Origin of the sequence: Streptomyces sp. CB02923 (genome assembly GCF_001905005.1) — a bacterium.
In the GTDB taxonomy this organism is placed as follows: Bacteria; Actinomycetota; Actinomycetes; order Streptomycetales; family Streptomycetaceae; genus Streptomyces.
This window is the reverse complement of the sequence record NZ_LWKZ01000008.1, coordinates 55829-81883: the sequence shown is the minus strand read 5'-3', so window position 1 is coordinate 81883 and position 26055 is coordinate 55829. Positions and strand designations below refer to the sequence as shown.

Here is a 26055-nt window from a genome sequence, read left to right as displayed (position 1 = left end):
CCGAGAAACAGCGCCTAGGGCCCCGCGCAATTGTGGCGGTCATGTAGAGCCGACCGCGCTGCTGTTGTAGCCGACCACTCTGCCGGGCCCCGCTCCTGGGCGTGCACGGCCATTCCCGCTTGCCCAAGCCGCGCGGAAGGGGACCAGAGGTGTGGTTTTCCGCAGGTGGAGTGTGCGGTTTTCCGCATTCTGCTGCTGGGTGCCGATCTCTAGATTTCAGGTATGAGATCACTTCCCGTCAAAACGCGCAGTGAGCAAGCCGGAAGCCGTGTTGGCAGCGCCCCTTGCCGCAGAGGCACCGGCCGGCGCAGAGCAGCCGTGGTTGCGTCGGCCGCGTTCGCCGTGCTCGTCACGTTCCCACCCCTGCCCGCCGCAGGGGAGGGAGCCGAGCGGGGGCGCTCCCGTGGTGAGCTGATGTCTGTGACACCGCTCGGCGAGCGGGATTACCAAAGCGTCGTCAAGGAAGCGCAGAAGGCGGGTTATCCAACCGACACCGCCCGGCACGGCGTCGCCGCGTATCGTCTCACCTACCGCACCGTCGCCCCGGACGGGAGCCCGACCACCGCGTCAGGTCTCCTCACGCTGCCACGCGGCGGAGGGCACCGGCTCCCCACCGTCGTCCACGGACACGGCACGTTGGCCTACCGCGGCTATGCGGCATCCGTCGCGGACGGCCCGGACCGGACTGTCTCCCTCCTCTACGCCTCGGCCGGACGCGCGGCCGTCTCTCCCGACTACCTCGGCCTCGGTACGGGCCCGGGCCCTCACCCCTACCTCGACAACCGTTCCGCGGCCGACGCCTCCCTCGATATGCTCCGCGCCGCTCACACCGCAGCACCGAAGCTCGGTCGGACGCTCGACGGGCGGGTCTATGCCACGGGCTTCTCACAGGGCGGGCAGGTAGCCATGGCGCTCGGCCGTACTCTGAACTCCGATGCCGACACACGCTTCCACCTGCGCGGTGTGGCGGCGGTCGGTGGCGCGTACGACCTTGATAGCAGCCAGCTGCCCGGCCTTTTTGACGGACGGGTCGGCCCGGGATCGGCCGTCTTCTACACCGCCTACTTCCTCACCGCACAGAACCGCCTGCACCATCTCTACTCCGACCCGCGCCAGGTCTTCCGCGCCCCGTGCGCCGAGCATGTGGAAGAGCTCTTCGACAGCAACCATCCCGCGGAGCAGATCGCGGGAAAGCTGCCGGAAACTCTTCCGGAACTGCTCTCCGACCAGTGGCACACGAAGTTGCAGAACCCGAGCGGCAGGCTCCTGGCGGTATTGCGCAGCAATGACTTCACCTGCGACTGGAAGCCGAACGTGCCCGTAACGCTCTACAGTGCCAGCGGCGATCACGACGTGCCCATAGCCAACAGCCGCCACTGCGCGCAGCGGGTGTCGGCACACGGCGGCAGCGCCCGGGTCGTCGACGAGGGCGACGTCAGCCATTACGCAGCGTTCCAGCGGTCACTTCCGGAGATTGCACGCTCCTTCCCCACCTCGCCATGAGCCGGACCCGCGGCCGGTCAAAGGTGACGTGATTCGCCTTCTGCGTACCGGTGATGGATTTGGCCTGGGGTGCGCAGGGCGACTGGCCGCCGGGACGGAGGGATGGAGGTGTGGAGCTATGGAGGTGCGGAGCGGTGTAGGGGGTGGCGGTACGGCGGAGCTGAGGGGCGCTGCGCTGGGCTCCTGGTCTCGCGGGCGGCCGGCGGTGCCAGCCGTCCGGTGCGAGCTCTGCCGAGCGGGCTTGCACGCGAAGAATTCGGAGAGAGTGCAGTGCACCGCCGGCGGCATCACGGGTAAGCACAAGCCGATGACGATCTCCGTGACCGGAGTAGAGGACGACCAGGTCACGGTCGACTTCGCCGTCCTGGAGAAGAGCACGGCGGGCGACGCGCAGGGGCCCGGGGGACGGAGCAGGGAAGAGCGAGTAACGGCCTGTCAGTCGCGGGACGGTGGACGCCTACTCGTTGGCGTCAAGGCCGGCCGTGTCCAGCTCGTTCGCAAGATCATTCAGGACCGACAAGACATCCGGAGGCAGACTCTCGGCACCTGGGCCGCGCGGAAATTCGCCAGCCACTGCCGAACGGTTGGCGGCGTGTCTTCGCCCACGCCCGTTCGCAGGTCCCTCACGCCCTTCGCTGTGACGATCTGCGAACCGGCATGCGCGCTGCTTCTTCGGACGCCTCGTGCATTCCCTTCCCACCAAACGCCAGTCAAGACCGGGGAGGATGATGCGGCTGCCGATCGGGTTGGTTGAACCGTTTGCAAATCCCGTACGGATCATCCGTGCGGGGGGGGGAGGGGAGGAGGGGGGAGCATGGCGCCATTCCGGAGAAGGGTTCTCGCTCCCCGTCCCGTGACGTGTCTGCCACCGGTGAAAGCGACGGCGCGGAGACGATTCGGTACGGGGGCGGGCCCGCGGCGGGAATGGCGTCTGGACCCCGGGGGCTATTCCGCGGGGGGGCAGGGCCTCCCGCATCGCTTGGGCGAAGACGGTCGCGTCGTAGTCCGCGGGAACGCCTTCGACGAGGATGATGTCGCCTTCGACATGCCGCGAGCGCAGCGGCGCGATCTCCTGGTAGGCGGGCGAGTCCCACCAGGCCTGTGCCTCGGCGGTCCCGGGGAAAGAGATCATCACGACGCTCCCGGGCCAGTTGCCTTCCTTCACCTCGTGCTGCGTGGCGTGCACGAGAAAGCGGCCGCCGTACGGTTCGAAGGTGGCGGTGATGCGCTCGACGTACTCCACGATGTCCGGATGCGGAGTGGCCTCTTGCAGGTGGGCTATGGCGTAGGCGGTCATGGTGTCCTTCCGGTCGGCCGGTTCCGTACTGCGCCGATCGTGGCAGGACGGCGCGCCGGGGGCGATTACCTCGCGGGTAAGCGCGCTGTCCTGGGCCCGAACGGAGCGGTGCCCCGGCGAAGTTGTGAGTTCCGTATTCGCGCGGTTATCCGTTGGTGATGGGTCGTCAGCTCTGTATGGCCTCGCCGCGTGGACAGCCAGGAGCAGTACGCGAGATACCGGAAAGACGCGAAAGCGCTGGCGGCGATTGGACGGTGTGTCCGGTCCCAGGCGGGCCGGGTCACCGTGCGGTTGCCGAGGGCCACGGCCGAGGCCGCGGTGGCAGCCTGGGAGCGTGGAGTCGGAGGAGGTGAGTAGCTATGCCAGAACCGTCGGTCTATAACGCTCTGTGAGATCGAGGTGTCATTGGGGGAGCCGATGCAATTCTCGTGCAGTCGCGACCGACGGACCGCCTTCTGCCGACGGTGAACACCGGCCCGACCTGGCTGGATGGTCACTACGGTCCAACCTCATGACGATCACAACACGTACGGTCGAATACCCGGCCGATGGTCTCGCGATGATCGGGCACCTCGCGCTCCCTGCCGGTGATGAGCGTCGGCCCGCAGTCCTGATCGGGCCTGAGGGGATGGGGCTCAGCGACGTCGAGCGCCGCCGGGCCGATGCTCTGGCTGAGCTGGGGTATGTGGCGCTGGCCTTTGACCTCCACGGCGGGCGCTATTTGGACGACCCCGAGGAGATGCTGGCCCGCTGCATGCCGCTGCTCGCAGACCCCGACCGGATGCGGGGCATCGGCCATGCGGCACTTGAGGTGCTGCGCGCCGAACCGCGGGCCGACCTCGACCGGGTCGCCGCAATCGGCTACGGCACCGGGGGCGCGATTGCCCTGGAACTCGGTCGCAACGGAGTCGACTTGCGCGCGATCGGTACGGTCAACGCACTGACCACGGGCCGGCCGGGCGAGGCGGCACGCATTCGCTGCCCCGTGTGGGCCGGGGTCGGATCGGAAGACCCGATCATGGGGCCCGCGCAACGGGAAGCGTTCACCGCCGAGATGCGGGACGCGGGCGTCGACTGGCGTTGCGTGGTCTACGGCGGGGCCCTGCACGCCTTCCACCACCCACCGGTCAACCACACCACACCCCCGGGCGTCGGCTACCACCCACGACACGCACGGCGAGCCTGGCGCGACATCGTCGATCTGCTCGCCGAATGCCTGCCCGTAACAGAGTGATCAGATCGGCTTCTGGCGTTCACTCCTGCTCCGAGGCAGCTCCGGAGTCCTTCAGAGAGCTCTAGCAGCGGAGTGAACCAGCACGCTGATCACCGTGCTTCTCGGGAGTTCTGGTGTGGCTCGTGCCTGGGTCAGATCCGGTGACCTGTGACATTGCACATTCCAAATTCCGTGAACCAAAGTGAGTTGGGACTCGGAGAACTCCCGGCCGGGCAGTTTCGGCACCAGCCGGATCGTCCCGGTCACGAAGCCCTGGCAGATCCCGATCAAGTCCGTTAACTCCATCGCCCGATCGCCCGGTGGAAATCCCGGCACGATCGCGACAGGATCTACAACACCGTCCTTCTCTTCCGCGTCGTCGTTTTCGTCCCACCAGTCCTCACCGTCGCCTTCTTCGACGAGTTCGGCCTGGCAGAGCTGAGCCTGGTTGACCAGCGCACGGGTTTGGGGTCGTGCATCGCTCGGAAAGCGACCTCCGGCCGGTGCAGCGGGCCACATGCCACCAAGGCCGCCACCTGCTCGTCCTGCGCGAGGTCCCGGATCGCCTCGACTTTCTCCGCCACCGAGAGGGGATCGCGGTTGGCCAGCCCGCCACCCGCTTCGCGGTGTCCCCGCTCCACCGGGACACCCCTGTCCGCTCATTGACCGGCGGATGCTGGATCAGCTCGTACGTGTCCGGCGCCGATGCCTGGATCCGATGCACTTCAAGGAGACTCCGCCCTGGCGCTGGTCCTTCGGTCACCGGGCGGCAACTCGCCGATACGTCCGCACCGTATGGAACGACAGGCCTATCTCCTCGGCGAACAGGCGTAACGAGTCCTCCACCCCCAGCCCCTCGCCTTCGTCCAGCGCCATGTTCCCGCCGTGAGCGCGCAGCGGCGCGATCTCCAGGGCTGCGTCCTTCGCGGCGAACTGGCAGCCCGTCATCACCTTGACGGGCTGCAAGGACTGGTCCACCAGGACGTTGAAGCGGTCGCGTAGCACGCTTCCGATCGTCTGGGCCACGGCACTCACCCCCGGACGGGCCGAAGGGGCGATACCTCAACGGCCGGGGAAGCTCCGGCCCGGCCCGTACAGACAGCAGAGCCCGACGTATGCGTCATGGTCACCAGAGATGACCGAAAGACTCCTGGATGCGCATCAGAGACACCCCGACCAGACCTGAACCCGCCCAACCTTGACCCCTGGCGAACGAACTTGCTCACCAGGCACAGAAGGCCACCGATCACCTCTGAGGCTGTCGCGCTTGGTGATGCTGTCCGGTCGTCTGGTCGTTTTCCCGACGTCGTAGCGGGTTGTGGGGCGGTGGTTCTTCAAGACCAGTGGTCTTCCTGGTCCGGGTGTTGAGGGTTTCGGTGCGCGGACCGGACCGGACCGGACCGGACCGGACAGTACAGGTGCGGGAGGAGGCTCCGAACCTTCGGCGGACGCGGGCGGGGGTGAGCCGGGCGGGCTCGGTCGGCTTCTCCCAGGGGCGGCGATGATCAGCCACGTCCAGCGGTCTCCGGCCTTGGGGATGCGGAGTTTCGGGCGGGTCCAGCCGTGGGGCTGCTTTATCAGCCGGAAGGTGTGCTCGATGTCGAACCTGCGCAGGAACGACTGCCAGCGGACGTCGAGGCCCTCGCCGCTCAGACCTCACCGACGACCCACCAGCCGTTGCAGACCGGGCACCGGACCTTCGGCCGACGGTACGGGCGGGCCTCCCGCAGTGCGGCGGCGAACTCGACATTGCTCCGCCACCACTGCTCGCGCTTCCTCCGCCACCGCTACGTCTTCGTGCGGCAGGCCGCTGAGCAGTACCGGCGTGATCGGCAGCTGCCCTCGGGGAGTGGAGTGCCGCACTGGCTGCCTCTGGGGACGGTCTTCCTTGGCGCCCTTCCAGGGGCCTCCCGGGAGTCCTCCACAATCAGGAAGAGGATGCTGCCGTTCGTGGAACCGTCTCGGAGACGGTTCCACGAACGGCAGCGTTGGGATTTCCTGGCCGCCATCGTCGGTGTGGTGACCTGCGGTTTGAGGAGTCGGAGCAGGCTTTCAGCGGCCGAACCGTGACTGCAACTGCTCAGGGAGACGTTCGCCCTGGATCCGGATGTCGGCCGCGGTCTCTTCGATCCGGTGCAGGTCGCCGGTTGTCAGCTCGACGTCGAGTGCGCCCAGGTTCTCTTCCAGGCGGTGCAGCCTCCGTGACCGGGTCGCGGAGCTGGCGCTGATCGGTATCGCGGTCTCGGAGCGTGGTCGTTGGGACGGTGGTGTGGTTGTCGTCGGCCTCGACATCGCCTCTGCGGGGGCGGCTGTGCGCGCGGTGCCGTAGTCAGGCGGAAGAGGAGGCGGAAGGGGCAGCGGCGGCGGCAGCTACCGGGGGACGGCCGTCACGGCAGATGGCTCTCGCGCCTCGGAACGGCGCCCCGGGGCGTGTGCTTCCTCACTTGTGGATCGTTCGATCCAAAACAGGTTGACGCTCGCGACCGGCTGCGTCGAGGATTACGGCATGAACGATCCAGAATTCGTACCGCGCGGAGCGGAGCGCCCTTCCACGTCGTCGACGGAGGCTGCGGAGAAGCCGGACACCGGCCGTGCGCCGCTGAGTCGGGCGACGGTGTTGCTGCTGGCGGTGGTGTGCGGCGCGGCGGTGGCGAACATCTACTACGCCCAGCCCCTGCTGCCGGTGATCTCACGCGCGCTCGGGGTGACCGAGGGGGCCGGCGGGCTGATCGTCACCGCCTCGCAGGTCGGCTATGCGCTCTCGCTGGCTCTGCTGGTCCCCCTGGGGGACGTACTCGAACGACGCCGCCTGGTCAGTGTGCTGCTGGGGCTGAGTGCCGTCGCCCTCCTCGGCGCGGCGGCGGCGCCCTCGCTGGGCCCGCTGCTCGCCGCGGTCGCGGTGGTCGGCATGACGTCCGCCGTGGCGCAGATCGTGGTGCCCCTGGCCGCGTCGCTGGCCCAGGACCACGAGCGCGGCACGGTGGTGGGCACGGTCATGAGCGGGCTGCTCATCGGGATCATGGTCGCGCGCACCGTCGCCGGACTGCTCGCCCAGATCGGCGCCTGGCAACTGGTGTTCGTCGTCGCGGCCGTTCTGATGGTCGTGCTGGCGGTCGTGCTGCGTCTGGTCCTGAGTCCTGTTCCGCCGTCGGAGACCGCGCCGTACCCGCAACTGCTGCGTTCGGTGCTGACGTTGGTGCGTACCGAAGCGCTGCTGCGCAGGCGTATGGGCCTGGCCGCGGTGGGCATGGGCTGCTTCACGACCCTGTGGACCGCGTCGTCGTTCCTGCTGGCCGACCCGCCGTACGGGTACGGCCCCGCCGTCATCGGCCTGTTCGGCCTGGTCGGGGTCGCCGGTGCCGCCGCCGCGATGGCGGCGGGGCGGCTCGCGGACCGCGGTCGTGGTAGGCAGGTGGTCACCGGCGGGCTGGTCCTGCTGACGGTCAGCTGGGCCGTACTCGCCCTCGGAGGCGTGGGCGGGCCGGTCGGCCTGGCCGCGCTGATCATCGGCATCGTGGCGCTCAACCTCGCCCAGCAGGCCCTGCTGATCAGCCATCAGAGTGCGCTCTACCACCGGGTTCCGCATGCCCGGAGCCGCGTGACGACGGCCCTCATGGTCTCCGCGTTCGCCGGCAGTGCGGTCTCCTCGGCCTTGGCGGCAGCACTGTACCCGCTGGTGGGGTGGCTGGGCGTGTGCGGTTTTGGTGCCGTGATCGCCCTGGTCGGCGTCGGCATCTGGATACGCGAACTCCTGGCCGGCGGCGCCGCGGGCAGCGCCTCGGCTCCGACGTCGACCTCGGCCGCGGCTCCGACCCCGACCTCGGTCCCGGCTCCGACCCCAACCCCGGCCCTCGGGCCGAATGACGCATGACGCATGACGCATGACGCGCGCATGAACAACAGACGCGCGAATGACGCTTCCGACACTTCCACGAACGCGGACGAAAGGCACGTCCTCATGGCACCGCACACGCACAACACCGCCCCGAACGCCGACTCCACGAGCAGCCCCGACGACTCGGGATCGCGGATGCCCGGCCTCTGGACACGCACCCTCGGTGAACTCACCCTGAGCTACGTCCCTGACGCGGGTGTCGCGATGATCCCGACCCGCGTCTACCCCGCGTCCGCCGACGGGGACTGGAGCGGCCACCGCACGCACCTGACCGGAGGCGGCCACCTGGCCATGGGATGCGGTGCCCTGCTCGTCGAGCGGCGCGGCACGCGTCTGCTCATAGACGCCGGCCACGGCCGTATCTCGGGTGACGACCTGGAGCACTTCCAGCACGCGTTCGACCACGTCAAGGACCTGCCCGCCTCCCTCGCGAGCCTCGGTGTGGACCCGGCCGACATCGACATGGTCGCCTTCACCCATCTGCACGACGACCACACCGGATGGGCCCGGCCCGACGCGGCCGAAGACGGCCGGAGCCTGTTCCCGCGGGCACGATGGATGCTCGGCGCGGGCGAGGCGGACGCCATGACCGCCGGGTCCGCCCCTCGACTCGCAGGCGGCGGCGAGCGCATCACGTTCGTCGCCGACGGAACGGAGATCGCCGAAGGTGTCCGCGCCTGGTCGCTGCCCGGACACACGCCCGGTCACACCGCCTGGGTCCTCGATTCCGGCGACGGGCGGCAGGTCGTGGCCTTCGGTGACGCCATGCACTCACCGGCCCAGGTCCAGCACCCGGACTGGGAAGTGGTCCTCGACCACGACCGGCACGGGGCGGAACGCTCACGGCGTCAGCTCGTGGAGCACCTCTCCCGGGACCAGGTGTTCGGCTTCGGTGTGCACTTCGCCGATCAGCAACTGGGCACCGTGGACGGCGGCAACTGGCGCCCGTGGGCGGACGCGGCGGACGGTGCGTCCGCAACCGGGTGAGGTGTCCGCAATTGGGTGAGGTGTCCGCCGCCCGCCGGTGCGCGTCAGCGCACCGGCGCCGCCCAGTTCGCGAGTACGGCATCGGCCGCCGCGTGCAGGTCCCGGGCAGGTGTGCCGTCGCACACCTGCGTCGAAACGCCGAGCAGGAAGCCATGGATCATCGACGTGACCCCTTCGATGTCGGCGTCCTCGGCGAGTTCCCCCGCGGCGATGCCCCGTACGACGCACGCTCTGATGCGCGCCCGGTCCGTCGCGCGGCGCGCCGCCACGACCTTGCGCGCCCTGGCCTCCGCCGCTCCGGGGGCCCGGACCGTTCCCGCGAGCGCGATCAGGCAGCCGCGGGGGTGGGAGGGGTCGGTCTGCATGGTGATCGACCCGTGCAGGAGCCCCGCGACAGCCTCACGGGGGCTCACCGACGCGTCGGCCACGGCGTCGGTGACGCTGCCCGGACCGGACATGTAGTGCTCGACGGCCTTCTCGAAGAGGCCCTCCTTCGAGCCGAAGGCGCCGTAGAGGCTCGCGGAGGACAGCCCTGTGGCTTGGCGGAGCTGAGCCAGCGAAGTGGCTTCGTAGCCCTGTTCCCAGAACAGCAGCATCGCGGATTCGAGGACGGCCTCCATGGCGAAGGCGCGGGGACGGCCGGCGGGAGACACGGACAGACCTCCTATATTATGGAGTGACTGATCCAGTTTGATGCCTTTCGTCCCGGCCGTCAATGCCGGACCGGTACGGGCGGGCGGTCCGCACGCGCCGTCCCCGCTGTGCGAGGGCGGACACGGCTTCAACGGGTGTACGTGAACTCGTCGGCCGAGCCGGTCGGCGTGGTGGCCACGCCGACCGTCACCGTGACGTCCACCGTGCTCGATTCGAAGAGCGTCCGGCGCGGCACCAGCGCCTTGATCAGGGTCGGGGACCGGACGCCGACCCCGCCCGCGAGGTCCTCCTTGAACTGCACCGTGGCCCCGTCAGCGAAGCCCGAGCCGGTGATGAAGACCTGGTCACCGGGCCCGCCCTGCGGCGGTGTGACGGCGCCGCGGTCACCACCGGCCCGGACAGGGCGGCGGGGGCGCCCAGCAGCGTCAGATACACGGAGTTGGAATGCTGCACCGCGACCTGGCCCAGGAAGTCGTCGAGGGTCTCGTTGACCAGCTCGTGGTCGTACAGCGAGTAGTCCGTGTTCATCGAGCAGGTGCCCTGGGCGCTGGGCTGCACGTACACGTTGTGCTTCTTGAGCAGGTCGATCTCCGACAGCAGGGCCTTCACGTCCAGGTTCGCCACCGGGCCCTCGGACGGCGGGTACCAGTCTTCGGCTTCGGGCAGATCGCACCAGGCGAGCGGTACGACGTCGTAGGCGTTGACGTAGCGCTGGTTCATGCTGAGCGGCAACGAGTCGAGATAGTCGGCGAAGCCCTGCAGTCCGGCGGTGGGGGTGGCGAAGGTGATGAGCGCGAACTGCGGTGCGTTCGGCCAGCGCCTGGGGGAGCGTCGTGCCCGGCGCCACGGTGATGTGCGACCGGCCGGGCTCGTCGCCCGGGATCTGCCCGGTGGGCGACCATGCGATGCCGGGCGTGTTGACGACCTGCGTGAACGCGGCCATGGCGCCGGCCGAGACGGCCACGGGGGACGGTGACCCTCCGGCGGTGAACGGCACCACCGTGCCGACGTCGAGATCCTCCATGATGTCGGTCGGGCTGCCGACCGTGCCGCGTACGGCCACGGCGAACTGGTTCGAGCTGTCGAGGTTACGGGCGATGTACACCAGGTTCGCGTTGTCCGGGCTCAGTGCCAGCCACACCGGCTGCCAGGTGCTTCCCGTCTCGGTCGCATAGCTGCTCAGCTGCGCGGTGATGCCGGACAGGGCGCGCTGGGCCTGGTCCGCCAGGGTCTCGCCCGACGGGTGGGGCGTCGCCGCCGTGGCGGCGAGTGCGGCGAGGGTCATGGTGACCTGGGCGGGGGTCGGGCCCGGCGGGGACGCCGTCGTCATGCGTGCTCCTTGCGTGTCGTCGGCGCGGTGTTCGCCGCTCCGGCCGGCGCGCTGATCCTATTCGTCCCGATTTCGCGGCCTGGGCGGTTGAGGCTTCGAGGCGCTTCCGACGGGCTCGGATTTCAGGCTGTCGGCCCAGTCGAGGGCGGCGCGCCCCGCCGGTTTTTCCCGGTGCGGCAGACGACGGCCAGGCGCGACCGTGCACAAGGCGCGCCGCGCCATGCCGCCTGCCCCTCGCTCCGGCTCCTTGTGCCCGCTCCGCCAGGACGTGTCGTGGTTCGTGGTTTCTAGTACGGCCGGTTGTGGGCGCAGGCTTCGGCGGTGGCCTTCAGGTCGCGCAGCCACCCTTCGAGGCCCTCGCGGAGGATCCGGGTCGCGGTGGGGACATCCGATTCGACCTGCTCGCCGGTGTGGGTTTCTTCGGTGCTCACGCGGACGCCGCCGCTGACCTTGGTGAAGTTCCATACGTGGACGCCGTCGATGCGCAGCCCTTCGCCGAGTGCGGGGCCGGTCCAGCGGATGCAGGAGTTGCGTTTGAGCTGCTCTACGGTCGAGGTGATGTCCAGGCTGGTGGCGGGTGTGGGGTTGGGGGGTACCGGGGTCGTCCACCGGAAGGCCGAACCCCTTCGGAGGGGGCCGTGGTCGAGGCGTTCCGAGGCCGTGACGGGGGACTGCCAGGACGGCCAGCGCTCCACATCGGTCTGCAGCTTCCAGGTGGTACGCAGCGGCGCGTGGATCACGGTCTCGGCCCGGTGGCGGACGCGTGCGTCGGGATCGACGCCTGCCCCGCGGCAGGTGAGGGACTTGGCGTGATGAGGGGTGGTGGCCGCGGCGGGAACTGCGGCGGTGCCGAGGACCGCGGCGGTGAGCGGGAGGGTGAGCAGGGAGGCGCGTATGCGGGTGCTGGTCATGGTGGCTTCCTTGTCAGGTGTCAGGTGTCAGGTGTCAGACGCCGGGCCCGGTAGAGGGTGGCGAGGAGCAGGGCGGATGCGGCGACGATGAGTCCGGCGAATCCGGGGTGCATGTCCTTGGACAGGCTCTGCGCCCCGTCGGGCCGTATCAGCCATACGGCGAGCGGGACGGCGTACGAAACGGCGACCAGGACGGCCGCCAGGCGTACCGCCCGATCGCGTACGTGACGCAGGGCGCCGACCAGTGCGATGGCGACCGGGACGCCCGCGATCAGGGCGTACTGGGCGACGACCATGAAAGGGACCGCCCAGGAGGCGATGGTCACCGACAGCGGAGCGTGCCGGGGTGCGCGGGGGTGGCGTGACGTGACTGTGGTGGTCATGGTTCCTCGTTCGGCGGATCGATTGATCGATGGACCGTACGGAGGCATGGATGTGCCGCCTGATCCACACTGAGATCGGGAGATCGAGCTAGAAGGTAGTGCTGTGGTTATAAGTTATAACCATCGCCGCGCGGCGGGTCAATGGATGAGTGACACTCACGTCGGCCCGGACGCATACGGCGCGGCGAAGGCGGACCGGCTGTCGGGGTGCCGCTGGGGCAGGGCATGCGAAAGCCGCCCGGGGCGGATTGCCCCCGGGCGGCTGCCGGGTGGTGACTATGAGGGGCGTCGGCTGCTGGTGGAATTGACGTGTTCCGCGCCGGTGCCAGATGGCTCTCGCCTGTTCGGGCACCTGGCGGCGGCGGTCATCGGTCGGCCGTACGCCGGGGAGGGATCAGCGGACCGCCGTGAGCAGGCTGACGCGGCCGGTGCCGGGCAGTGCCGGGTCGAAGGCCGGGGGAACGGGGCGGCCGTGACGCTGTGCCAGGTCGGTGAGGGACTCCTGGGTGGAGCTCCAGCCGTGGCCGGCGAGCCAGTCGCCGACCGGGCGCGTCATCTCGTTCTTCCACAGCGAGGACAGCAGGTTCACGACGCCTTCCGGCGAGGCCGCCGCGGCCTGCTGGGCCTGGTCGGAGTTGACCATCGACCGGGTGACGTGCTCCACGGCGAGGTGGCTGCCCGGCGCCGACAGCGCGCTGATACGGCTCAGCAGACCGTCGGCGTCGTGCTCGGTCAGATAGACCAGCACCCCTTCGACCAGCCAGGCCGTCGGCTGGTCCGGGCGGAAGCCGCGCTCGGCCAGCACCGTGGTCCACTCCTCGCGCAGGTCCGCAGCGATCACTTCGCGGCGGCAGCGCGGTGCCTCGTCGCCCAGGGCGCTCTCCTTGAAGGCGAGCACATCGGGCTGGTCCAGTTCGAACAGTCGGGTTCCGTCCGGCCAGTCCAGCCGGTGGGCGCGGGTGTCCAGACCGGCCGCGAGCAGGACCACCTGGCGGCAGCCCGCCGCGGCGGCCTGGCGGAAGTAGTCGTCGAAGTAGCGGGTGCGCAGCGCGAAGTAGTCACCCATGGCTTCGGCGAACAGTTCGCCCTGCCCCTTGTTCCACACCGCCTGCTGCTCGACGCCCGCCGCCTCCAGGAAACGGTCGGCCAGATGGTCCTCGAACAGCCGGTCCGGCCGCCGGCTCTCGGCCGCGCGGGCCATGCCCACGACCAGCGCGGTGCTGCTGACACCGGCCTGGAGTTCGGGTGCGTTGGTCATGGGGTTCTCCGCTTCGTATGGTTCAGGTTGTTCACGTGGTTCATGTGATTCGCGTGATTGCCGTTCGTATCGCTGCTCGTATTGCTGCCGGTACCGCTGCCCGTATCGCCGCTCGTCCCGCCGTTCATGAAGCAACGCGCTTGCGGTGCGCCTCACGGTCGAAGCGGACGCCGCCCCGCCAGACCGCCTCGATCGACCGGGTGGCGGTGATGTCCTCGGTGGGGTCGCCCGCGACGAGGACGAGGTCCGCGCGCCGCCCCGGAGCGATCACCCCGCGGTCGCCGAGGCCGAAGTGCGCCGCCGGTGCCGAGGTCGCCGCCGTGAGTGCCTGCGCCGGAGTCAGGCCGGCCTCGACGAGCAGGGCCAGCTCGGCGTGCAGACTGGCGCCGTGGACGACCGGGCAGGCGCGCCCCGGCCGGTGGTTGGCGTCGGTCCCCGCCAGTACGGGCACGCCCGCCCGGTGCAGTCGGGCCACACTCGACAAGGCGTGACCGAAGCGGTGTTCGGGCACGGGGTGCTCCACACACAGGCCCTCGCGGCCTTCCGCGATGGCGGCGCGGGCGTGGTCCGGCAGGTGGTCGGCGATCCGCGGGTCATCCGCCCAGGAGCGTCCGACGCCGGTCGCGGGGGAGGACTGCGGCGCCGACAGTTCCAGGATCGCCAGGGTGGGGATGACGACGCGCCCGCCGTCCGCGGCCCGGCGGACGAAGGCTTCGTCCAGGGGCGCTTCCAGCGGCAGGTGCGTCAGGATGTCCACGCCGCTGTCGAGGGCGAGCCGCGCGGACCACATGGCGGACACGTGGGCCACGCTGAGCAGGCTCCGGCGGCGCGCGGCGTCGGCGAGCGCCGTCACGGTCGCCGGCGCGAGGGAAGGCAGCGACATCCCGTGGTTTACGCCGTCGTCCAGCATGATCTTGATGAAGTGCGCGCCTTCCGCCTGCCTGGCGGCCACGAAGGCGTCCGCCTGCTCGGGCCCGGCGACGGTCGGCAGATCCGGCATGCCGACACCGGGATGCCCTCCCGGCGCGCTCGCCAGCAGCCCGGCACTGCGCAGGTCGGCGAGGTCGGCACGCTCGGCGGCCAGCTCGCACAGCGCTCTGGTGGCCTCCGGCGGGCCCATGAACATGTCCAGTTCGGTCGTCACACCGAAGGCCAGGGCCAGTTCGAGGTTGCTCTCGACGCCGTACACATGGGTGTGCGCGTCGATCAGCCCCGGCAGCAGCGTCATGCCCGTGCCATCGATCACCTCGGCCGACGCGGGCGGTCGCGGCGCGGGGTCCGTGACGACGCGCGTGATGACGCCGTCGGCGAACTCCACCGAGCCGGGACCCGTCATCGACTCCCCGTCGAAGATCCGTACCCTGTCGATGATCACCGGCTGCACCTGTCTCACCGTCCGATCGCGAGCGCTGTGGATCCGTAGAAGCACAGCAGGTTGAAGAACAGCACGAAGCCCATCGCCGGGAGCATCAGCCCGGACGACTTCTTGCGCAGGAGGAAGCGCCACGCGCCGAGCGCGGGGAAGAGGAGAGCGGCCGCCGGCAGCAGACCCGCCCGCCCCAGCACGGCCAGCCCCAGCACCACGGCGCCCACGGCGAGAGCCAGGCTGATCGCCGCGCTGCCGCGGGGGCCGAACACCTCCGAGTAGAGCCGCGCCTGCGGATCCTGCCGCCACTCGGTCTTCCGCGCGAACTCGAACTGGAGGAAGGCGCAGGCGAACATGGCCAGCAGGGGTACGGCCCGCAGATCGGCCTCGATCTTGCCGCTGGTCAGCAGCGAGACGTAGAGGTAGACCGACAGCAGCAACTGCACCGGATAGCTGATCAGGAGGCCGGTCACCAGGCCCTCGCCGACGCGCGGGAACCAGCGTTCCAGCGCGACCAGGAGCAGCGTGTATCCCAGACCGAGCAGGATCAGCAGCACCGACCACGCCGAGACCAGCAGGTTCAGTACGACGACGAGGACGGCGATCAGCGCCATGGCGCCGCGCAGCTCCGCGACCGTGATGGCGCCCGTCACCAGCGGCCGGTCCGGATTGTGCTGCCGGTCGTAGTCCAGATCCTTCTGCTCGTCGACCATCCGGACGAACAGCAGCGCCAGCACCACGCTCGCCGCGCGCACCGCGGTCGCCCACGAGGGCGTCCACGGCGTGTCGGGACCCGCGATCTCCCCGGAGGTGCCCTCCAGGGTCACGGTCCACAGCACGCCGTAGGTGACGTAGATCTGCGGGCGGAACATCCGCAGTACGAAACGGCCCAGCCGTGCCGGGACCTGGGAGGGCTTCAGGGTGCCGTTCAACTCTGCCACCCGTTCCAGGACACGACCTCGTCGAGCGGCTGCCGCGGGGTGGGGCGGAAGCCGGAGCCCCCCGTCGTGTACCCGACGGCCACCAGCGCGACCTGCGTGAACTCGTCGGCGGGGATGCCGACCAGCTCCGCCACCTCGCGTTCGTGGGCGAGGTGCACCGTGGTCAGCGCGGCGCCCAGCTCGCGGCTGCGGGCGGCGAGCATGAAGCTCCACAGCGCCGGATAGACGGACCCGAAGAAGCTGGACTGCTTGGCGAGCGGCGCGTCGCGGGGCAGCCGCCCGCGGATTCCCGCCAGCACCAGCGCGGGTACCTGGTGCAGGTGGTCGGCGAGGTAGCGCACCCCGGCCACGGCCTTCTCGCTCATCGCCGCGGAGGACGTGGTGGCGAGATAGGCGTCCGAGGCGGACTTGTAGTACCGCGCGATGCCCGCCTTCGTCGCCGGATCGTCGATCACCACGAAGTGCCAGCTCTGCCGGTTTCCTCCGTTGGGCGCGTGCAGGGCGAGCTGGAGGCACTCGGCGAGCAGCGGCCGGGGGACCGGCCTGGACAGGTCGAGCCTGCGGCGCACGGTGGGGGTACGGGACAGCAGCCCGTCGATGTCGAGGGTGACGGGGGTGCTGGTCAATTCGTTCCCATCTCCGCGCCGGGCCGGGTCAGGCGCACTTCGCCCTCGGCGAGGGAGCGCCCGTCCTGCCGCATGGTGCAGTGCAGGACGGCGCTGCTCCCGTCGCCCTGGGCCAGGACGCTCTCGCAGGTGACCGGCAGATCCAGCTCACCGATCCCGGTGAAGCGCGCGCTCACCCCGGTGAGCAGGGCCGACGCCGACGGCAGCACCCCGGTGGCGACGGCGGTGGCCATGCCCAGCTGCCGGAACGACTCAAGGGTCAGCATGCCGGGGACATGGTCGACGTAGTGGTCGAACAGCACGGGGTGGCCCATGTCGACGACGAGCTGCGCGGTCCCTCGCGCGACGGTGCCCGGCGCGACCTGGAACGAGGAGAGGACCACGTTCGAGGGGTCCTGACGGTCGACCAGGGTCCGGTGCACCCGCGGCAGCGGCGCGGGGGCCTCGGGCACCAGCTGCGGTTCCAGGCCCAGATCGATACGACCCTGGTCGCGCATCGCCTGCCACTGCTCGGGCGGCATCCAGGACATGCTGCATTCCAGCGTCGCCGCCACGTGGTCGCCGATCAGCGCGCTGTAGCGCAGGCGCGCTCCCCGTACGGCCGTGTGATCACCGAAGCGGCGCAGGACGTGGCAGCGCAACACCACCTCCGTGGGTACGCCGCGCACGGTGAGAGCGGCCATGTCCGTCTCGTGCAGGGCGATCTCCCGCAGGACGAACTTCGTGCCGAACGGCATGCCGAACACATCGTGCCCCAGCATGATGAGCGTCTGCCGGGCCGCTTCCACCAGCACCATCGGGTCGTAGAGGTGCCGGCACCCCTGCGAGTCCCGGTAGAAGGCGTGCGAGCGGGGTATCTGCACCCCGACGTCGAGGGTGTCGTCGTCCCGGGCGAGCGCGCCGGTGACCAGGACCTCCGTGACGCTCGACCGATGGACGAGCTCCCGGGGCACCGTACGGCTGAATTCCACCGTGTCCATGCTTCTCCTCCGTTACCTGGCCGCGGACCGGTCGGCTTCGAGCCGCGCCATGTGAAGCTGCCAGTCCTGCACGCCGACTCCGTCGAGTACGGGGGCCAGGTCCTTGCGCTTCATCGGCAGGACATGGGTGCCGACGATCACCACGTCCCAGGTGTCGAGCGGAAGTCCGGCCCGCCAGGCGGCTTCCAGCAGCCGCCGGTAGCCCTCGGGGGACCGGGCGGCCAGCCGGGCCTCGCGCAGCTCGTCCCGGGCCGGGCTGCCGAGGAGGGACTCCTCCGCCTCCTCCACGGCCTGCTTGAGCCGTTCCGCCGCGGGCTCGAAGGTGAGGTCCCGCTGCGGTACCTCGGCGTGCAGCTGCTCGGCCAGTTCGAGGGCCCGCGCCGACTGGTCGTCGCCCGCCAGCGCGCTGGTGTAGACCCGCTCCCGCAGCGCCGTGTCGAAGTGGATGCCCAGCTCCCGCGCGACATCGGCGGGCTCGTCGGGGGTGTGGACGAGGTTGAGCAGGTAGCTGTAGCGGCCGATCGCGTAACGCAGCTGGCCGGGGACCCTGGCCAGCGGGTCGGTCGGGCCCTTGCGCTGGGTCATGACGACCGACGCCGGCGCGGCGTCGGCCTCGTCCGCCACGGGGCGCACGACGAGCACCACCGCATCGCACGAGTCCATGAACATGTCGGCGAGACGGCGCCGCTGCGGTGTGGCCAGGTTCCACTGGTAGTACCACAGCGACCGCACGGCCGTACGGGTCAGCCGGGTGCGTTCGGCCGCCACGATCCGGAAACCGTTCTCGGCGAGCCAGGCGACCGTCGTCGGTATCTGCCTGCTGACCACCGCGTCGGGTTTGAGCAGCAGCGCGGCGTGCCGGTGGAGAAACCCGTCCACGTCGGCGGTGAGGGCGCCGAGCTGTTCGAGGCTCTCCAGGAAGTAGGTGTCCGAGGCGAACAGGGCGCGTTTTCGCGGCTCGCAGCTGAGGGCGGGGGAGACGCTGTCGCCGAAGGGGCGGGCGTCCGCGCTGTCGCGTGTCATCGGCCGGCTCCGTTCGAGTCGTTGGCGGCCGGGCCGGTGGTGTCCGGACCCGTGATGTCCAGCCGGTTCAGTACGTCCGTGACGCCGGCCAGCGGCGTGCCCAGGTAGCCCGACTCCAGGCAGTGGTTGATCAGCCGGCGCAGGAAGTCCTGCCCGTCCCCGGGCGCCCGGCGAACCCCCAGTGCCTCGGTGTTGGAGTCGTCGAACGTCATCCGGCGCCGGAAGTAGCTCTCGTACAGCGAGACGACGCGCTCGTAGTACCGCCGCTCCTGCGGTTCCAGCCGCTGCGCGTCGAAGCTCGTCGGAGGGACGAACCGCGGCACGCGGAAGGAGGGGTACTCCGCCATCACGTCGGAGAAGTCCCGCAGGGACAGCGGCGAGCCCACCGCGTGGAAGGTGCGGCCCGCCGCCTCGTCGAACCGCTCGGTGACCTGCGTGATCACGTCCGCCACGTAGCCGACGGGCACCAGGTCCAGACGTGCCTCGTACAGGCCGGGGATGGAGCGTACCTTGCCCTCGGTGGTCAGCTTGAGGACGATGTAGATGTTCTTGTAATCGCGCACCACACCGGTGTGCTCGTCGCCGACGACGATGCTGGGCCGCACCACCGCGGCCCGCACCCCGTCGGCCCGTGCCTTGTGCACCAGCGTCTCGGCCCGCAGCTTGCTGGCCTCGTAGCCGTTGGCGAACCGCTGGCCCTGGTCCAGCTCCGTCTCACGGACCAGCCCGTCGCGCTCACCGCACACATAGGCGGTGCCCACGTGTACGAGGTCGGCGCCGGCGTCGCGGGCCAGCTCCACGATGTGCGCGGTGCCGTCGACGTTGACCGACTGGTAGACCTCCTCCGGACGGCCGAAGTCGGTGATCGCGGCGCAGTGCACGATCCGGTCGATCCGGCCGGCGGCCAGTTCCCCGTACCCGGCCTCGGACAGGCCGAGCCGGGCCTTGGTCACGTCGCCGGGCAGGCACGTGACGCTGGACATGTCCAGGGGGGTGCCGTCATTGCGGACCAGCGCCGAGTTCCGGTGGACCACGGCGGTCACCTCGTGCCCGGCCGCCACCAGCCGGGCGGTGACCTCCGCGCCGACCAGCCCGGCCGCACCGGTGACCAGAACCTTCAGCCGCTGTGTCATAAAACCGCCTCCTGTTGCTGTGCCGCGGTCACCATGCGCACGACATCGCCGAGCGTGGTGACCGTGGCCGTTTCCTCCGGGGCGATCTCGGGCAGCCCGAAGCCTTGTTCCAGTGCCAGCGTCAGTTCGAGGAGCCGGAGCGAGTCATAGGCCAGATCGGCGATCAGCCGGGTGTCGTCGGCCAGTTCGGCGTCCGGCGCGGGCGCCATGGCGCCGACGATCGCGTACACCTTGCTCCGCGTGTCGTCCTCGGTCGGGCAGGGGGGATCCGTACGTGAGGTCAATGTTCCTCCAGGAGCGTCAGGCCGAAGCGGCGTGGGGCTGGGCCCCTCCGCTGGACAGCAGATCGCTCGCCTCGTCGATGGGCAGGTCCGCGTTGAGGTGCGCGCCGAGGCGCAGCCAGTCGTAACCGATTTCCAAGGTCTGCCGCCATCCGTCCGCGGAGTCGAAGGAGGACGGGAAGCTGTCCGCGCCGGTGGCACGGCGGACCAGGGCGACGAAGCCGTCCAGCGCCGCCAGCGCGGCGGCGCCCTCGTCGTCGGAGGCGATCGTGAGGACTTCCAGCTCGGCGGCGCCCGCCCGGATCTCGTCGGTGTCCGCCCCGGCCGGAAGGAGCGACAGCCGGCGGACGACTTCCGAGTCCGGCGGCAGCGGATTGACGGCGTGGGCGCTGAGTACGCCCCGCAGCGCGAACCGCACCATTCTCCGGGCACTGAGCTGGGCGACGCTCCACTGCGCACGGTCGAGGGCGCCGACGAGGTCCTCGCGGGCGTTCTCCACCAGCACGTTGGACCACACCAGGGTCATCGCGGCGGCACTGAACCGGCGGGCCGGCACCGGCACGAGGTCGACGGCCTCCTCGCCGCCGACCGCCGCTCCGCCCACGACGACGACGGGCCGCGCGGTGCTCGGCGGCGGTGTGACGTCACCCGCGGGGGCGGCCAGCGGCATGCTGGGGATGATCGGGCCCGCGCCCTGCCACGCCGCCCTCACCAGGCCGAACCGCATGAACTGGGCGATCAGCGGGCCCGCCTGCGGTGCGCCCGCCGCGTCCGCCGCGGCCAGCACCTGCTCCAGGCTCCGGCCGAAGACGAGTGAGCGCCAGGCCCGCGCCGCCCGGTCCCCGAGGACGAACACGTCCTGCCGGCCGCGTACGACGTGCACGCGCTCGCCGGTCTGCCACGTGGTCACCGCTCCGGCCCCGGCCACGGTGATCTGCCCGGGACCGGGCTCGGCGCCCGTGACGCCCAGGTCCGCCGTGAGCCGGGCGCCCGCGGCGACGTACTCGGCGGCATCGAGACCGGAGGCGTCCAGAGACGCGAGGGTCAGGTACCGGGCCGCCAGGGGGTGGTCACCGATGCGCTTCAGCTGCTCGGGCAGCCACTTGGGCTCCAGGTAGGTCTCTCCCAGCCCGGCCGCCCAGGATTTCACGGCCTGCAGCAGCCCGGCCTCGGTCCATGCCGCGGCCTCCTGCTCCTGGCCGAGCTGCCGCAGGGTGAGCGCGTACCGGATCGACTGGCGTGCGGCGTGCGCCCACCAGTCGCGTGCCGTGGTCTGGAAGTCGTCGTAGGACATCAGCCCCTTGACCTTCGCCACCAGCTCCGGATTGCGCAGCGGGTAGCTGCGCAGCAGCCGCTGACAGCGGTTCAGCAGATCCTCCGCCGCCGTCCCCGGACGGTCCGACGTGACCGCGGAGAACTGCTCCTCGATCTGTCGTACGGAACGGGTCCTGATCTCGACGCGCCGGCCGTCCACGAAGAGCAGGGACGGCATGGTCGGCAGGTCGGCGTCGCTGTCGGCGATCAGGAGGAAGTCGATGTCGGATGACGAGTTGCCGAAGCCCTCGGCGATCGACCCCTCCAGCACCACGGCGCAGCCGGCCGCGGAAGAGATCTGCGGAAACGTTTTGTCGAACAGGTCTTGCAGGTATTCCTCGCTGAGGATCACACGGGCCTCCCGGTCGTGGCGTCGGCCGGCCCCAGAACGCGCGCGTTCTTCAGGCGGCCCGCTTGCAGCTGTTCCCACATGTGGCGGCGCTTCGGCTTACCGCTGGACGTCCTGCTGATCAGCCCACTGCCGCCGACGACGACGGCGATGGCGACCTCGTCCGCGAGCGCGCCGCGCAACACCTTGGTGGCGTCCTCCACCCACGCGCCCGCGGCCTTCTCCGCGAACAGCGTCACCGTGGCTCCGCCGACGCCCTCGACGCCGACGACCGCGCACTTCTCCCGGGCGATCCCCGTCGCGGAGACCACCTTCGACTCCAGGTCCTCCACATAGACGCTGCGCCCGTGCGCCTTGAGGCTGTCGCCCATCCGGCCGAGCACGAACAGTTCGCCCTGATGGAAGAAGCCGGCGTCCGCGGTCCTGACAGCGCCGTCGACGAACCGCGTGGAGCCGGTCCGCCCGGCGTGGTAGCCGCCCGTGACCGAGGGGCCGTGCACCTCGATCTCGCCGAGGTGCCCGTCCGGCAGGGGCGCGCCCTCCTCGTCGAGGATCGTCACGCCCACCCCGTCGCCGGGGCGCCCGCAGCCGATCATCCAGCCGTCCTCGCCGTCGTCGGCCCGGTCGGCCTCCGCGAACTCGCGGTGCGCCTCGATGACGACCGGAGCACCGAAACGCAGACTGCGGCTGTCCACCCGCACGGTCGTCGTGGGCGTGCCGCGGGTACGCAGGGTCACCGCGAGCGTCGCCTCGGCGAGGCCGTACGACGGGAGGTAGACGGAAGGGGAGAAACCGGCGGGCGCGGCGAGCCGGGCGAACCGCTCCAGCACCCGGGGGTCCACGGGCTCGGCGCCGACGATGGCGTTGCGCCACGCGGACAGGTCCAGGTCGGCGAGCCGGTCGCCGAGCCGCCGGGCCGCGTACTCGAACGCGAAGGGCGGGGCGGCGGTGTGCGCGGCGACGGCGAACGTGCGCAGCCAGCGCGCCGGATCGCGGATGAACTGCTCCGGACGCATGAGCCACAGGTCGGCCTGGACGCTCACGGTGGTGAGCAGACAGCCGATGAGACCCATGTCGTGGTGGAGCGGCAGCCAGGAGGCCGTCGCGTCGCCGTCGCGCCAGCCGAGCCGGCTCCGGATCACCCGGAGGTTGGTCTCCAGGTTCGCCCACGAGACGCGCACACCGCGCGGCCTGCTGCTGGAGCCCGAGGTGAACTGGAGCAGGGCCAGCTCGCCGGAGTCGCGGACGTCGGCCTCCTCGCCGTCGTCCCGCCAGATCCACGGCTCGTGGTCCGAGCCGGCCGCGGCCAGCACCCGGGCGGTCAGCGGCGACAGGTTCTCGGCGGTGATGGTGACGGCGGCCCCGGACTGCTCCAGGATCCCCGCCGCGTGCTCCACGTACTCGGCCTCCGCGGCGTACGACGGCGGCGGGATGAGACAGACCGTCGCGCCCGCCGCCCAGACGCCGAAGAGCGAGGACAGACAGGGGAAGCCGGTCGGCATCAGAATGCACACCACGTCACCGGGGCCCACCCCCAGACCGGCCAGCGAACCGGCCACCCGCCGTGCGGACGCGGCGAGTTCGGGGTACGGGTGGAAGACCCAGCCGCCCCGGTCGTCCGCCAGGTGGACGCCCCGCCCGTCGGAGCCCCGGCCGGCCCGCTCCGGTTCCGTCAGCCAGGCGAGCAGCTCGTTACTCACTCTTCGCGTCCTTTGCGGTCCCGGGTCCGGGCGCGTCGCCCGTTCCGTCCGGGGCGTCGGCCAGGATCGTCACCGTTCCCGTCGCGCCGTCCACCCTCACCTGCATGCCGGTCTCCAGCTCCCGCATCACGTCCTTGACCTGGACGACCGTCGGAATGCCGAGCTCACGGGCGACGATCGCCACATGCGTCAGCGGGCTGCCCCGCTCGATGACGAGCGCCGCGGCGGACGGCAGCGCGGCGACCCAGCCGGGGTCCGTGCGATAGGCCACCAGCACCCCGCCGTTCACATCCACGGGCGTGTCCGTGACCACGGCGCGGGCCTCCACGATCCCGGGGCAGCACGGTGTCCCGCGCAGCTCCTGGACGCCGGTACGCGCCAGGGGGCCCGTCGTGAAGCCGGCCCGCTCCAGGTTGCCCTGCCAATAGGGAGCCCCACGCGTGACGAACCGGGACGGCGCGGACAACTGCTCGTCCTCGGACCGCTGCCGCTTGCGCAGCTCCACCAGGACCCGCAGGCCGGTGTGCCCCGTCGCGCCCTCGTAGGCGCCGCGCAGCTCCTCCAGGCGCAGGAAGAAGACATCGTTCCAGCGCTCGATCGCTCCCGTCCTGGCGAGATCGCGGCCCATGGCACGCAGCATCCGCTTCGCCGAACCGAACGCGCGGGTACGGCAGAACCTCAGCCGCTCCCGGTTGTACAGGGAGCTCTGCGCCTTGCGGCGGACGATGTCGTAAACCAGCCGGCGCGGACCGCGGAGGTGGGCGTCCAGGTAGGCCTCCGCCTTGCCGGCGGGGTCGGCATCCACCTCGGGCAGGGCGCTGCGCACCATCGCGAACAAGGTCGAGGGGTCTTCCCGCAGGTCGGGCACTTCGAGCTTGAGCTCGTCGAGACTGCGGTAGCCGTACGCGTCGACGTACGCGTCCACCGACGCGAGAAACCCGGTGTGTCCGCTCTCGCGCAGCGCCTCGTAGGTTTCCCCGGCAGGGGTCTCCTTCACGATGCGGTCCAGTTCGGCGTCCTCACGGACGGAGGCCGCGAGGCGCGCCAGCGCACGGGCCGGTTCGATGGACTCCACCTGCTGGCCCGGACTCGCGGCGCTCCAGGTGAGCCACTCGGGGGCGTCGGGAAGCCAGCGCCTGCTCAGCAGGGCGAGCCCGCCGATGGACCACAGGATCGCCGCGTCGAGGGTCTGCATCGGACCCCACTTCTCCAGCAGGTCCTTTTCCAGGGCGCGGAAACGCCGGTAGACGTCCTGGCCTTCCATCGCGTCGTAGTCGACGTTGTCGAATTCCTGGTACGCCGCATAGAAGTACTCCATGAACTTCTCGACCGAGCGGTTCATGGTGAGGAAGCGGTGTATGAACGCCACTACCGTCCTGGCGCGAGCCAGCCGGGCAGCCGGGGACGCGACGGTGTACGGACGGATCGCCTCGGCCGATTCGTCGTCGATCTTCTCCTCGACGCCGATGGCGATTTCCAGGACTTTCCTGTTGAGTTTGTACAGCGGTGCGATGCGCACCATCCGGTACCAGTTGAGCAAGTTGTAATACACCCGGCCATGGAAATAGCCGAGCATGTTGGGGGCCCATTCCTCAATCTCGCGCAGTCCGGCGCGAGGGACGCGAAGGCCCCGGGCGTAGTTCTCGTACACCTTGCCGTAAACATGGGCCGCAAAGCTGTAGGTCAGCGGCGACACGATGCCGGAGAAGCTCTCGACGATGTTGGCGTTGTCCCAGATCCGGAGCTCGCCCTCGCCCGGCTCCGGCACCTCGCCCGGCGGAATGCTGTATTCCGGTAGTGCGGTGATGGGACGGGCCTGAAGAATCCACAGGTCATCGCCCGCGAACGCCCACTCGATGTCTTGCGGAACGCCGAATACCGCTTCGATGCGCGCCCCGGCTTCGTGCAGGCGCGCCAGGTCCTTCGGCCGCAGCGACAGCTTCTCCCGCCAGGCCGCCGGCACCTCGCTGACCAGGTATCCGGAACCCGCCGCGTCCGAGTGGTAGCGCTCCTGCTTGTCACCCAGCACGGTGTCGGCCACCGCGCCCGTGGCGGCGTCGAGGGTCACGGTGTCGGCGTCGACCGCCCCCGAGACCAGGCCCTCGCCCAGCCCGTAGACCGAACTGACCACGTACCGCCGCCGGTCGCCGGTCACCGGATCGGCGGTGAACATGACGCCGCTGCGCTCGGAATCCACCATCTCCTGCACGACGACGGCGATGCCGGCGCCGCGCAGGGGCAGCCCGTGGCGCAGCCGGTAGTGCAGTGACCGCTCGCAGAAGACCGACGCCCAGCACTTCTTGACGTGCGACTTGACCTCGTCGAGCCCGGAGACGTTCAAGGAGGTGGCGAACTGCCCGGCGAAGGAGTGCTGCGCACCGTCCTCCTCGGCCCCGGAGGAGCGGACCGCGACCCGGCCGCACCCCGCCCGGGTGTACGCGTCCTCGATCACGGAGGCGGCCTGTTCGTTCAGCTCCGCCGACTCGATGAGTCCGGCCAGCTGCTCCGAAACGTGTCCTGCGGTGTCCTGGGTGACTTCGGCGAGCAGGGCTTCTATGCGTCCCGACTCGTCGAGGGCGGCGATGAATTCCTGGAAGACATCAAGCCCCACTACCGACCACCGTGGGATGTCGAGCCCTCTCCCCGACAGTTCGTAGAGATTTTTCCCCTTGCCGCCCGCTAAGCGCGCGATCTCACCTGGAGGACTTTCGGCGAATATGGCTCGCATGAAACCCCAAGATCTCCGAGACTCTATGGTCTGAACTGCAATCCGTGCGGCAGTGAAGATGTCACGTGCCCGAGCAGGACTTCAATGAAGATGTCGCAGACCGTAGCAGGACTCCAGGCAAACTCTGCTCGGCTGACTCCGCAACTAAGGGTTTCCCTAGCGACCGGTAACGCATGGAGCGGC

General features: G+C 70.2%; 23 protein-coding genes and 3 pseudogenes. 5 read left to right on the top strand and 21 right to left on the bottom strand.

Going from position 1 to position 26055, the window contains the following annotated elements; genetic code table 11:
- Window positions 1–414 precede the first annotated feature (414 nt).
- A complete protein-coding gene (locus A6A06_RS10870) occupies window positions 415–1503 on the top strand; it encodes an alpha/beta hydrolase family protein (RefSeq protein WP_199930812.1) in 1089 nt (362 codons plus the stop codon).
- Between the two features lie 961 nt (window positions 1504–2464).
- Here A6A06_RS10870 and A6A06_RS10865 read toward each other — a convergent pair.
- Window positions 2465–2800 (bottom strand): annotated as a pseudogene (locus A6A06_RS10865) (DUF1330 domain-containing protein); the annotation flags it as partial.
- Between the two features lie 511 nt (window positions 2801–3311).
- On the opposite strand from A6A06_RS10865, the gene A6A06_RS10860 reads away from it, so the two are divergent.
- Entirely contained in the window at window positions 3312–4034 is a 723-nt protein-coding gene (locus A6A06_RS10860) for a dienelactone hydrolase family protein (protein WP_073761005.1), read from the top strand.
- Window positions 4035–4085: 51 nt separating this feature from the next.
- Here the strand turns inward: A6A06_RS10860 and A6A06_RS41570 are convergent, their stop codons facing one another.
- The 4 genes and pseudogenes from A6A06_RS41570 to A6A06_RS42705 form a co-directional block, all read right to left on the bottom strand.
- Entirely contained in the window at window positions 4086–4532 is a 447-nt protein-coding gene (locus A6A06_RS41570; RefSeq protein WP_199930811.1) for a hypothetical protein, read from the bottom strand.
- A gap of 5 nt (window positions 4533–4537) precedes the next feature.
- Window positions 4538–4737 (bottom strand): annotated as a pseudogene (locus tag A6A06_RS43890) (DUF6192 family protein); the annotation flags it as partial.
- Window positions 4738–4772: 35 nt separating this feature from the next.
- Entirely contained in the window at window positions 4773–5039 is a 267-nt protein-coding gene (locus A6A06_RS10850) for a hypothetical protein (protein WP_073761003.1), read from the bottom strand.
- Between the two features lie 135 nt (window positions 5040–5174).
- Window positions 5175–5648, bottom strand: a pseudogene (locus A6A06_RS42705) (hypothetical protein); the annotation flags it as partial.
- Between the two features lie 871 nt (window positions 5649–6519).
- On the opposite strand from A6A06_RS42705, the gene A6A06_RS10835 reads away from it, so the two are divergent.
- Together A6A06_RS10835 and A6A06_RS10830 are read left to right on the top strand one after the other, a co-directional pair.
- Complete coding sequence (locus tag A6A06_RS10835) at window positions 6520–7884, top strand: MFS transporter (protein WP_079193939.1); 1365 nt, start codon at window positions 6520–6522, stop codon at window positions 7882–7884.
- Between the two features lie 87 nt (window positions 7885–7971).
- On the top strand, window positions 7972–8895 hold the full coding sequence (locus A6A06_RS10830) for an MBL fold metallo-hydrolase (protein WP_199930810.1): 924 nt from the start codon (window positions 7972–7974) through the stop codon (window positions 8893–8895).
- Window positions 8896–8939: 44 nt separating this feature from the next.
- Here the strand turns inward: A6A06_RS10830 and A6A06_RS10825 are convergent, their stop codons facing one another.
- From A6A06_RS10825 to A6A06_RS42695, 3 genes are all read right to left on the bottom strand, one after another.
- On the bottom strand, window positions 8940–9548 hold the full coding sequence (locus tag A6A06_RS10825) for a TetR/AcrR family transcriptional regulator (RefSeq protein WP_073761000.1): 609 nt from the start codon (window positions 9546–9548) through the stop codon (window positions 8940–8942).
- 128 nt (window positions 9549–9676) lie between these two features.
- Window positions 9677–9883: a hypothetical protein gene (locus tag A6A06_RS42700; protein WP_242440680.1), complete on the bottom strand. Its 207-nt coding sequence runs from the start codon at window positions 9881–9883 to the stop codon at window positions 9677–9679.
- On the bottom strand, window positions 9796–10281 hold the full coding sequence (locus A6A06_RS42695) for a hypothetical protein (protein WP_073760999.1): 486 nt from the start codon (window positions 10279–10281) through the stop codon (window positions 9796–9798). Before A6A06_RS42695 ends, A6A06_RS42700 begins: the two co-directional genes overlap by 88 nt.
- A gap of 101 nt (window positions 10282–10382) precedes the next feature.
- Between A6A06_RS42695 and A6A06_RS42690 the strand changes: the two genes are divergently transcribed.
- The gene (locus A6A06_RS42690) at window positions 10383–10724 is read left to right on the top strand and encodes a hypothetical protein (RefSeq protein ID WP_242440681.1); all 342 of its coding nucleotides are present in this window, start codon (window positions 10383–10385) and stop codon (window positions 10722–10724) included.
- Between the two features lie 442 nt (window positions 10725–11166).
- Here the strand turns inward: A6A06_RS42690 and A6A06_RS10810 are convergent, their stop codons facing one another.
- From A6A06_RS10810 to A6A06_RS10750, 13 genes are all read right to left on the bottom strand, one after another.
- The gene (locus A6A06_RS10810; RefSeq protein ID WP_073760997.1) at window positions 11167–11790 is read right to left on the bottom strand and encodes an SRPBCC family protein; all 624 of its coding nucleotides are present in this window, start codon (window positions 11788–11790) and stop codon (window positions 11167–11169) included.
- A 20-nt stretch (window positions 11791–11810) separates the two neighbouring features.
- Complete coding sequence (locus A6A06_RS10805; RefSeq protein WP_073760996.1) at window positions 11811–12173, bottom strand: hypothetical protein; 363 nt, start codon at window positions 12171–12173, stop codon at window positions 11811–11813.
- Between the two features lie 394 nt (window positions 12174–12567).
- The gene (locus tag A6A06_RS10800; RefSeq protein WP_073760995.1) at window positions 12568–13431 is read right to left on the bottom strand and encodes an SAM-dependent methyltransferase; all 864 of its coding nucleotides are present in this window, start codon (window positions 13429–13431) and stop codon (window positions 12568–12570) included.
- 124 nt (window positions 13432–13555) lie between these two features.
- A complete protein-coding gene (locus A6A06_RS10795) occupies window positions 13556–14815 on the bottom strand; it encodes an amidohydrolase family protein (protein ID WP_073760994.1) in 1260 nt (419 codons plus the stop codon).
- A gap of 5 nt (window positions 14816–14820) precedes the next feature.
- Window positions 14821–15738 (bottom strand): UbiA family prenyltransferase, encoded by a 918-nt coding sequence (locus A6A06_RS10790; protein ID WP_199930809.1) that lies wholly within the window; start codon window positions 15736–15738, stop codon window positions 14821–14823.
- Window positions 15726–16364 carry a nitroreductase family protein gene (locus tag A6A06_RS10785; protein WP_073760992.1) on the bottom strand — a complete coding sequence of 213 codons (639 nt, stop codon included), beginning with the start codon at window positions 16362–16364 and terminating at the stop codon, window positions 15726–15728. The genes A6A06_RS10790 and A6A06_RS10785 overlap by 13 nt, the downstream gene beginning before the upstream one ends.
- Window positions 16361–17344 (bottom strand): ScbA/BarX family gamma-butyrolactone biosynthesis protein, encoded by a 984-nt coding sequence (locus A6A06_RS10780; RefSeq protein WP_073760991.1) that lies wholly within the window; start codon window positions 17342–17344, stop codon window positions 16361–16363. Before A6A06_RS10780 ends, A6A06_RS10785 begins: the two co-directional genes overlap by 4 nt.
- 12 nt (window positions 17345–17356) lie before the next feature.
- Window positions 17357–18367 carry a nucleoside-diphosphate kinase gene (locus tag A6A06_RS10775; protein ID WP_073760990.1) on the bottom strand — a complete coding sequence of 337 codons (1011 nt, stop codon included), beginning with the start codon at window positions 18365–18367 and terminating at the stop codon, window positions 17357–17359.
- Complete coding sequence (locus tag A6A06_RS10770) at window positions 18364–19500, bottom strand: SDR family oxidoreductase (protein WP_073760989.1); 1137 nt, start codon at window positions 19498–19500, stop codon at window positions 18364–18366. Before A6A06_RS10770 ends, A6A06_RS10775 begins: the two co-directional genes overlap by 4 nt.
- A complete protein-coding gene (locus tag A6A06_RS10765; RefSeq protein WP_199930808.1) occupies window positions 19497–19730 on the bottom strand; it encodes a phosphopantetheine-binding protein in 234 nt (77 codons plus the stop codon). Before A6A06_RS10765 ends, A6A06_RS10770 begins: the two co-directional genes overlap by 4 nt.
- A gap of 70 nt (window positions 19731–19800) precedes the next feature.
- Window positions 19801–21447 (bottom strand): hypothetical protein, encoded by a 1647-nt coding sequence (locus A6A06_RS10760; protein WP_073760988.1) that lies wholly within the window; start codon window positions 21445–21447, stop codon window positions 19801–19803.
- Window positions 21444–23144: an AMP-binding protein gene (locus A6A06_RS10755; RefSeq protein ID WP_079193936.1), complete on the bottom strand. Its 1701-nt coding sequence runs from the start codon at window positions 23142–23144 to the stop codon at window positions 21444–21446. Before A6A06_RS10755 ends, A6A06_RS10760 begins: the two co-directional genes overlap by 4 nt.
- Window positions 23137–25872, bottom strand: coding sequence for a phosphoenolpyruvate synthase (locus A6A06_RS10750; RefSeq protein ID WP_073760987.1), 2736 nt, complete (start codon window positions 25870–25872; stop codon window positions 23137–23139). The genes A6A06_RS10755 and A6A06_RS10750 overlap by 8 nt, the downstream gene beginning before the upstream one ends.
- Window positions 25873–26055: the final 183 nt, after the last annotated feature.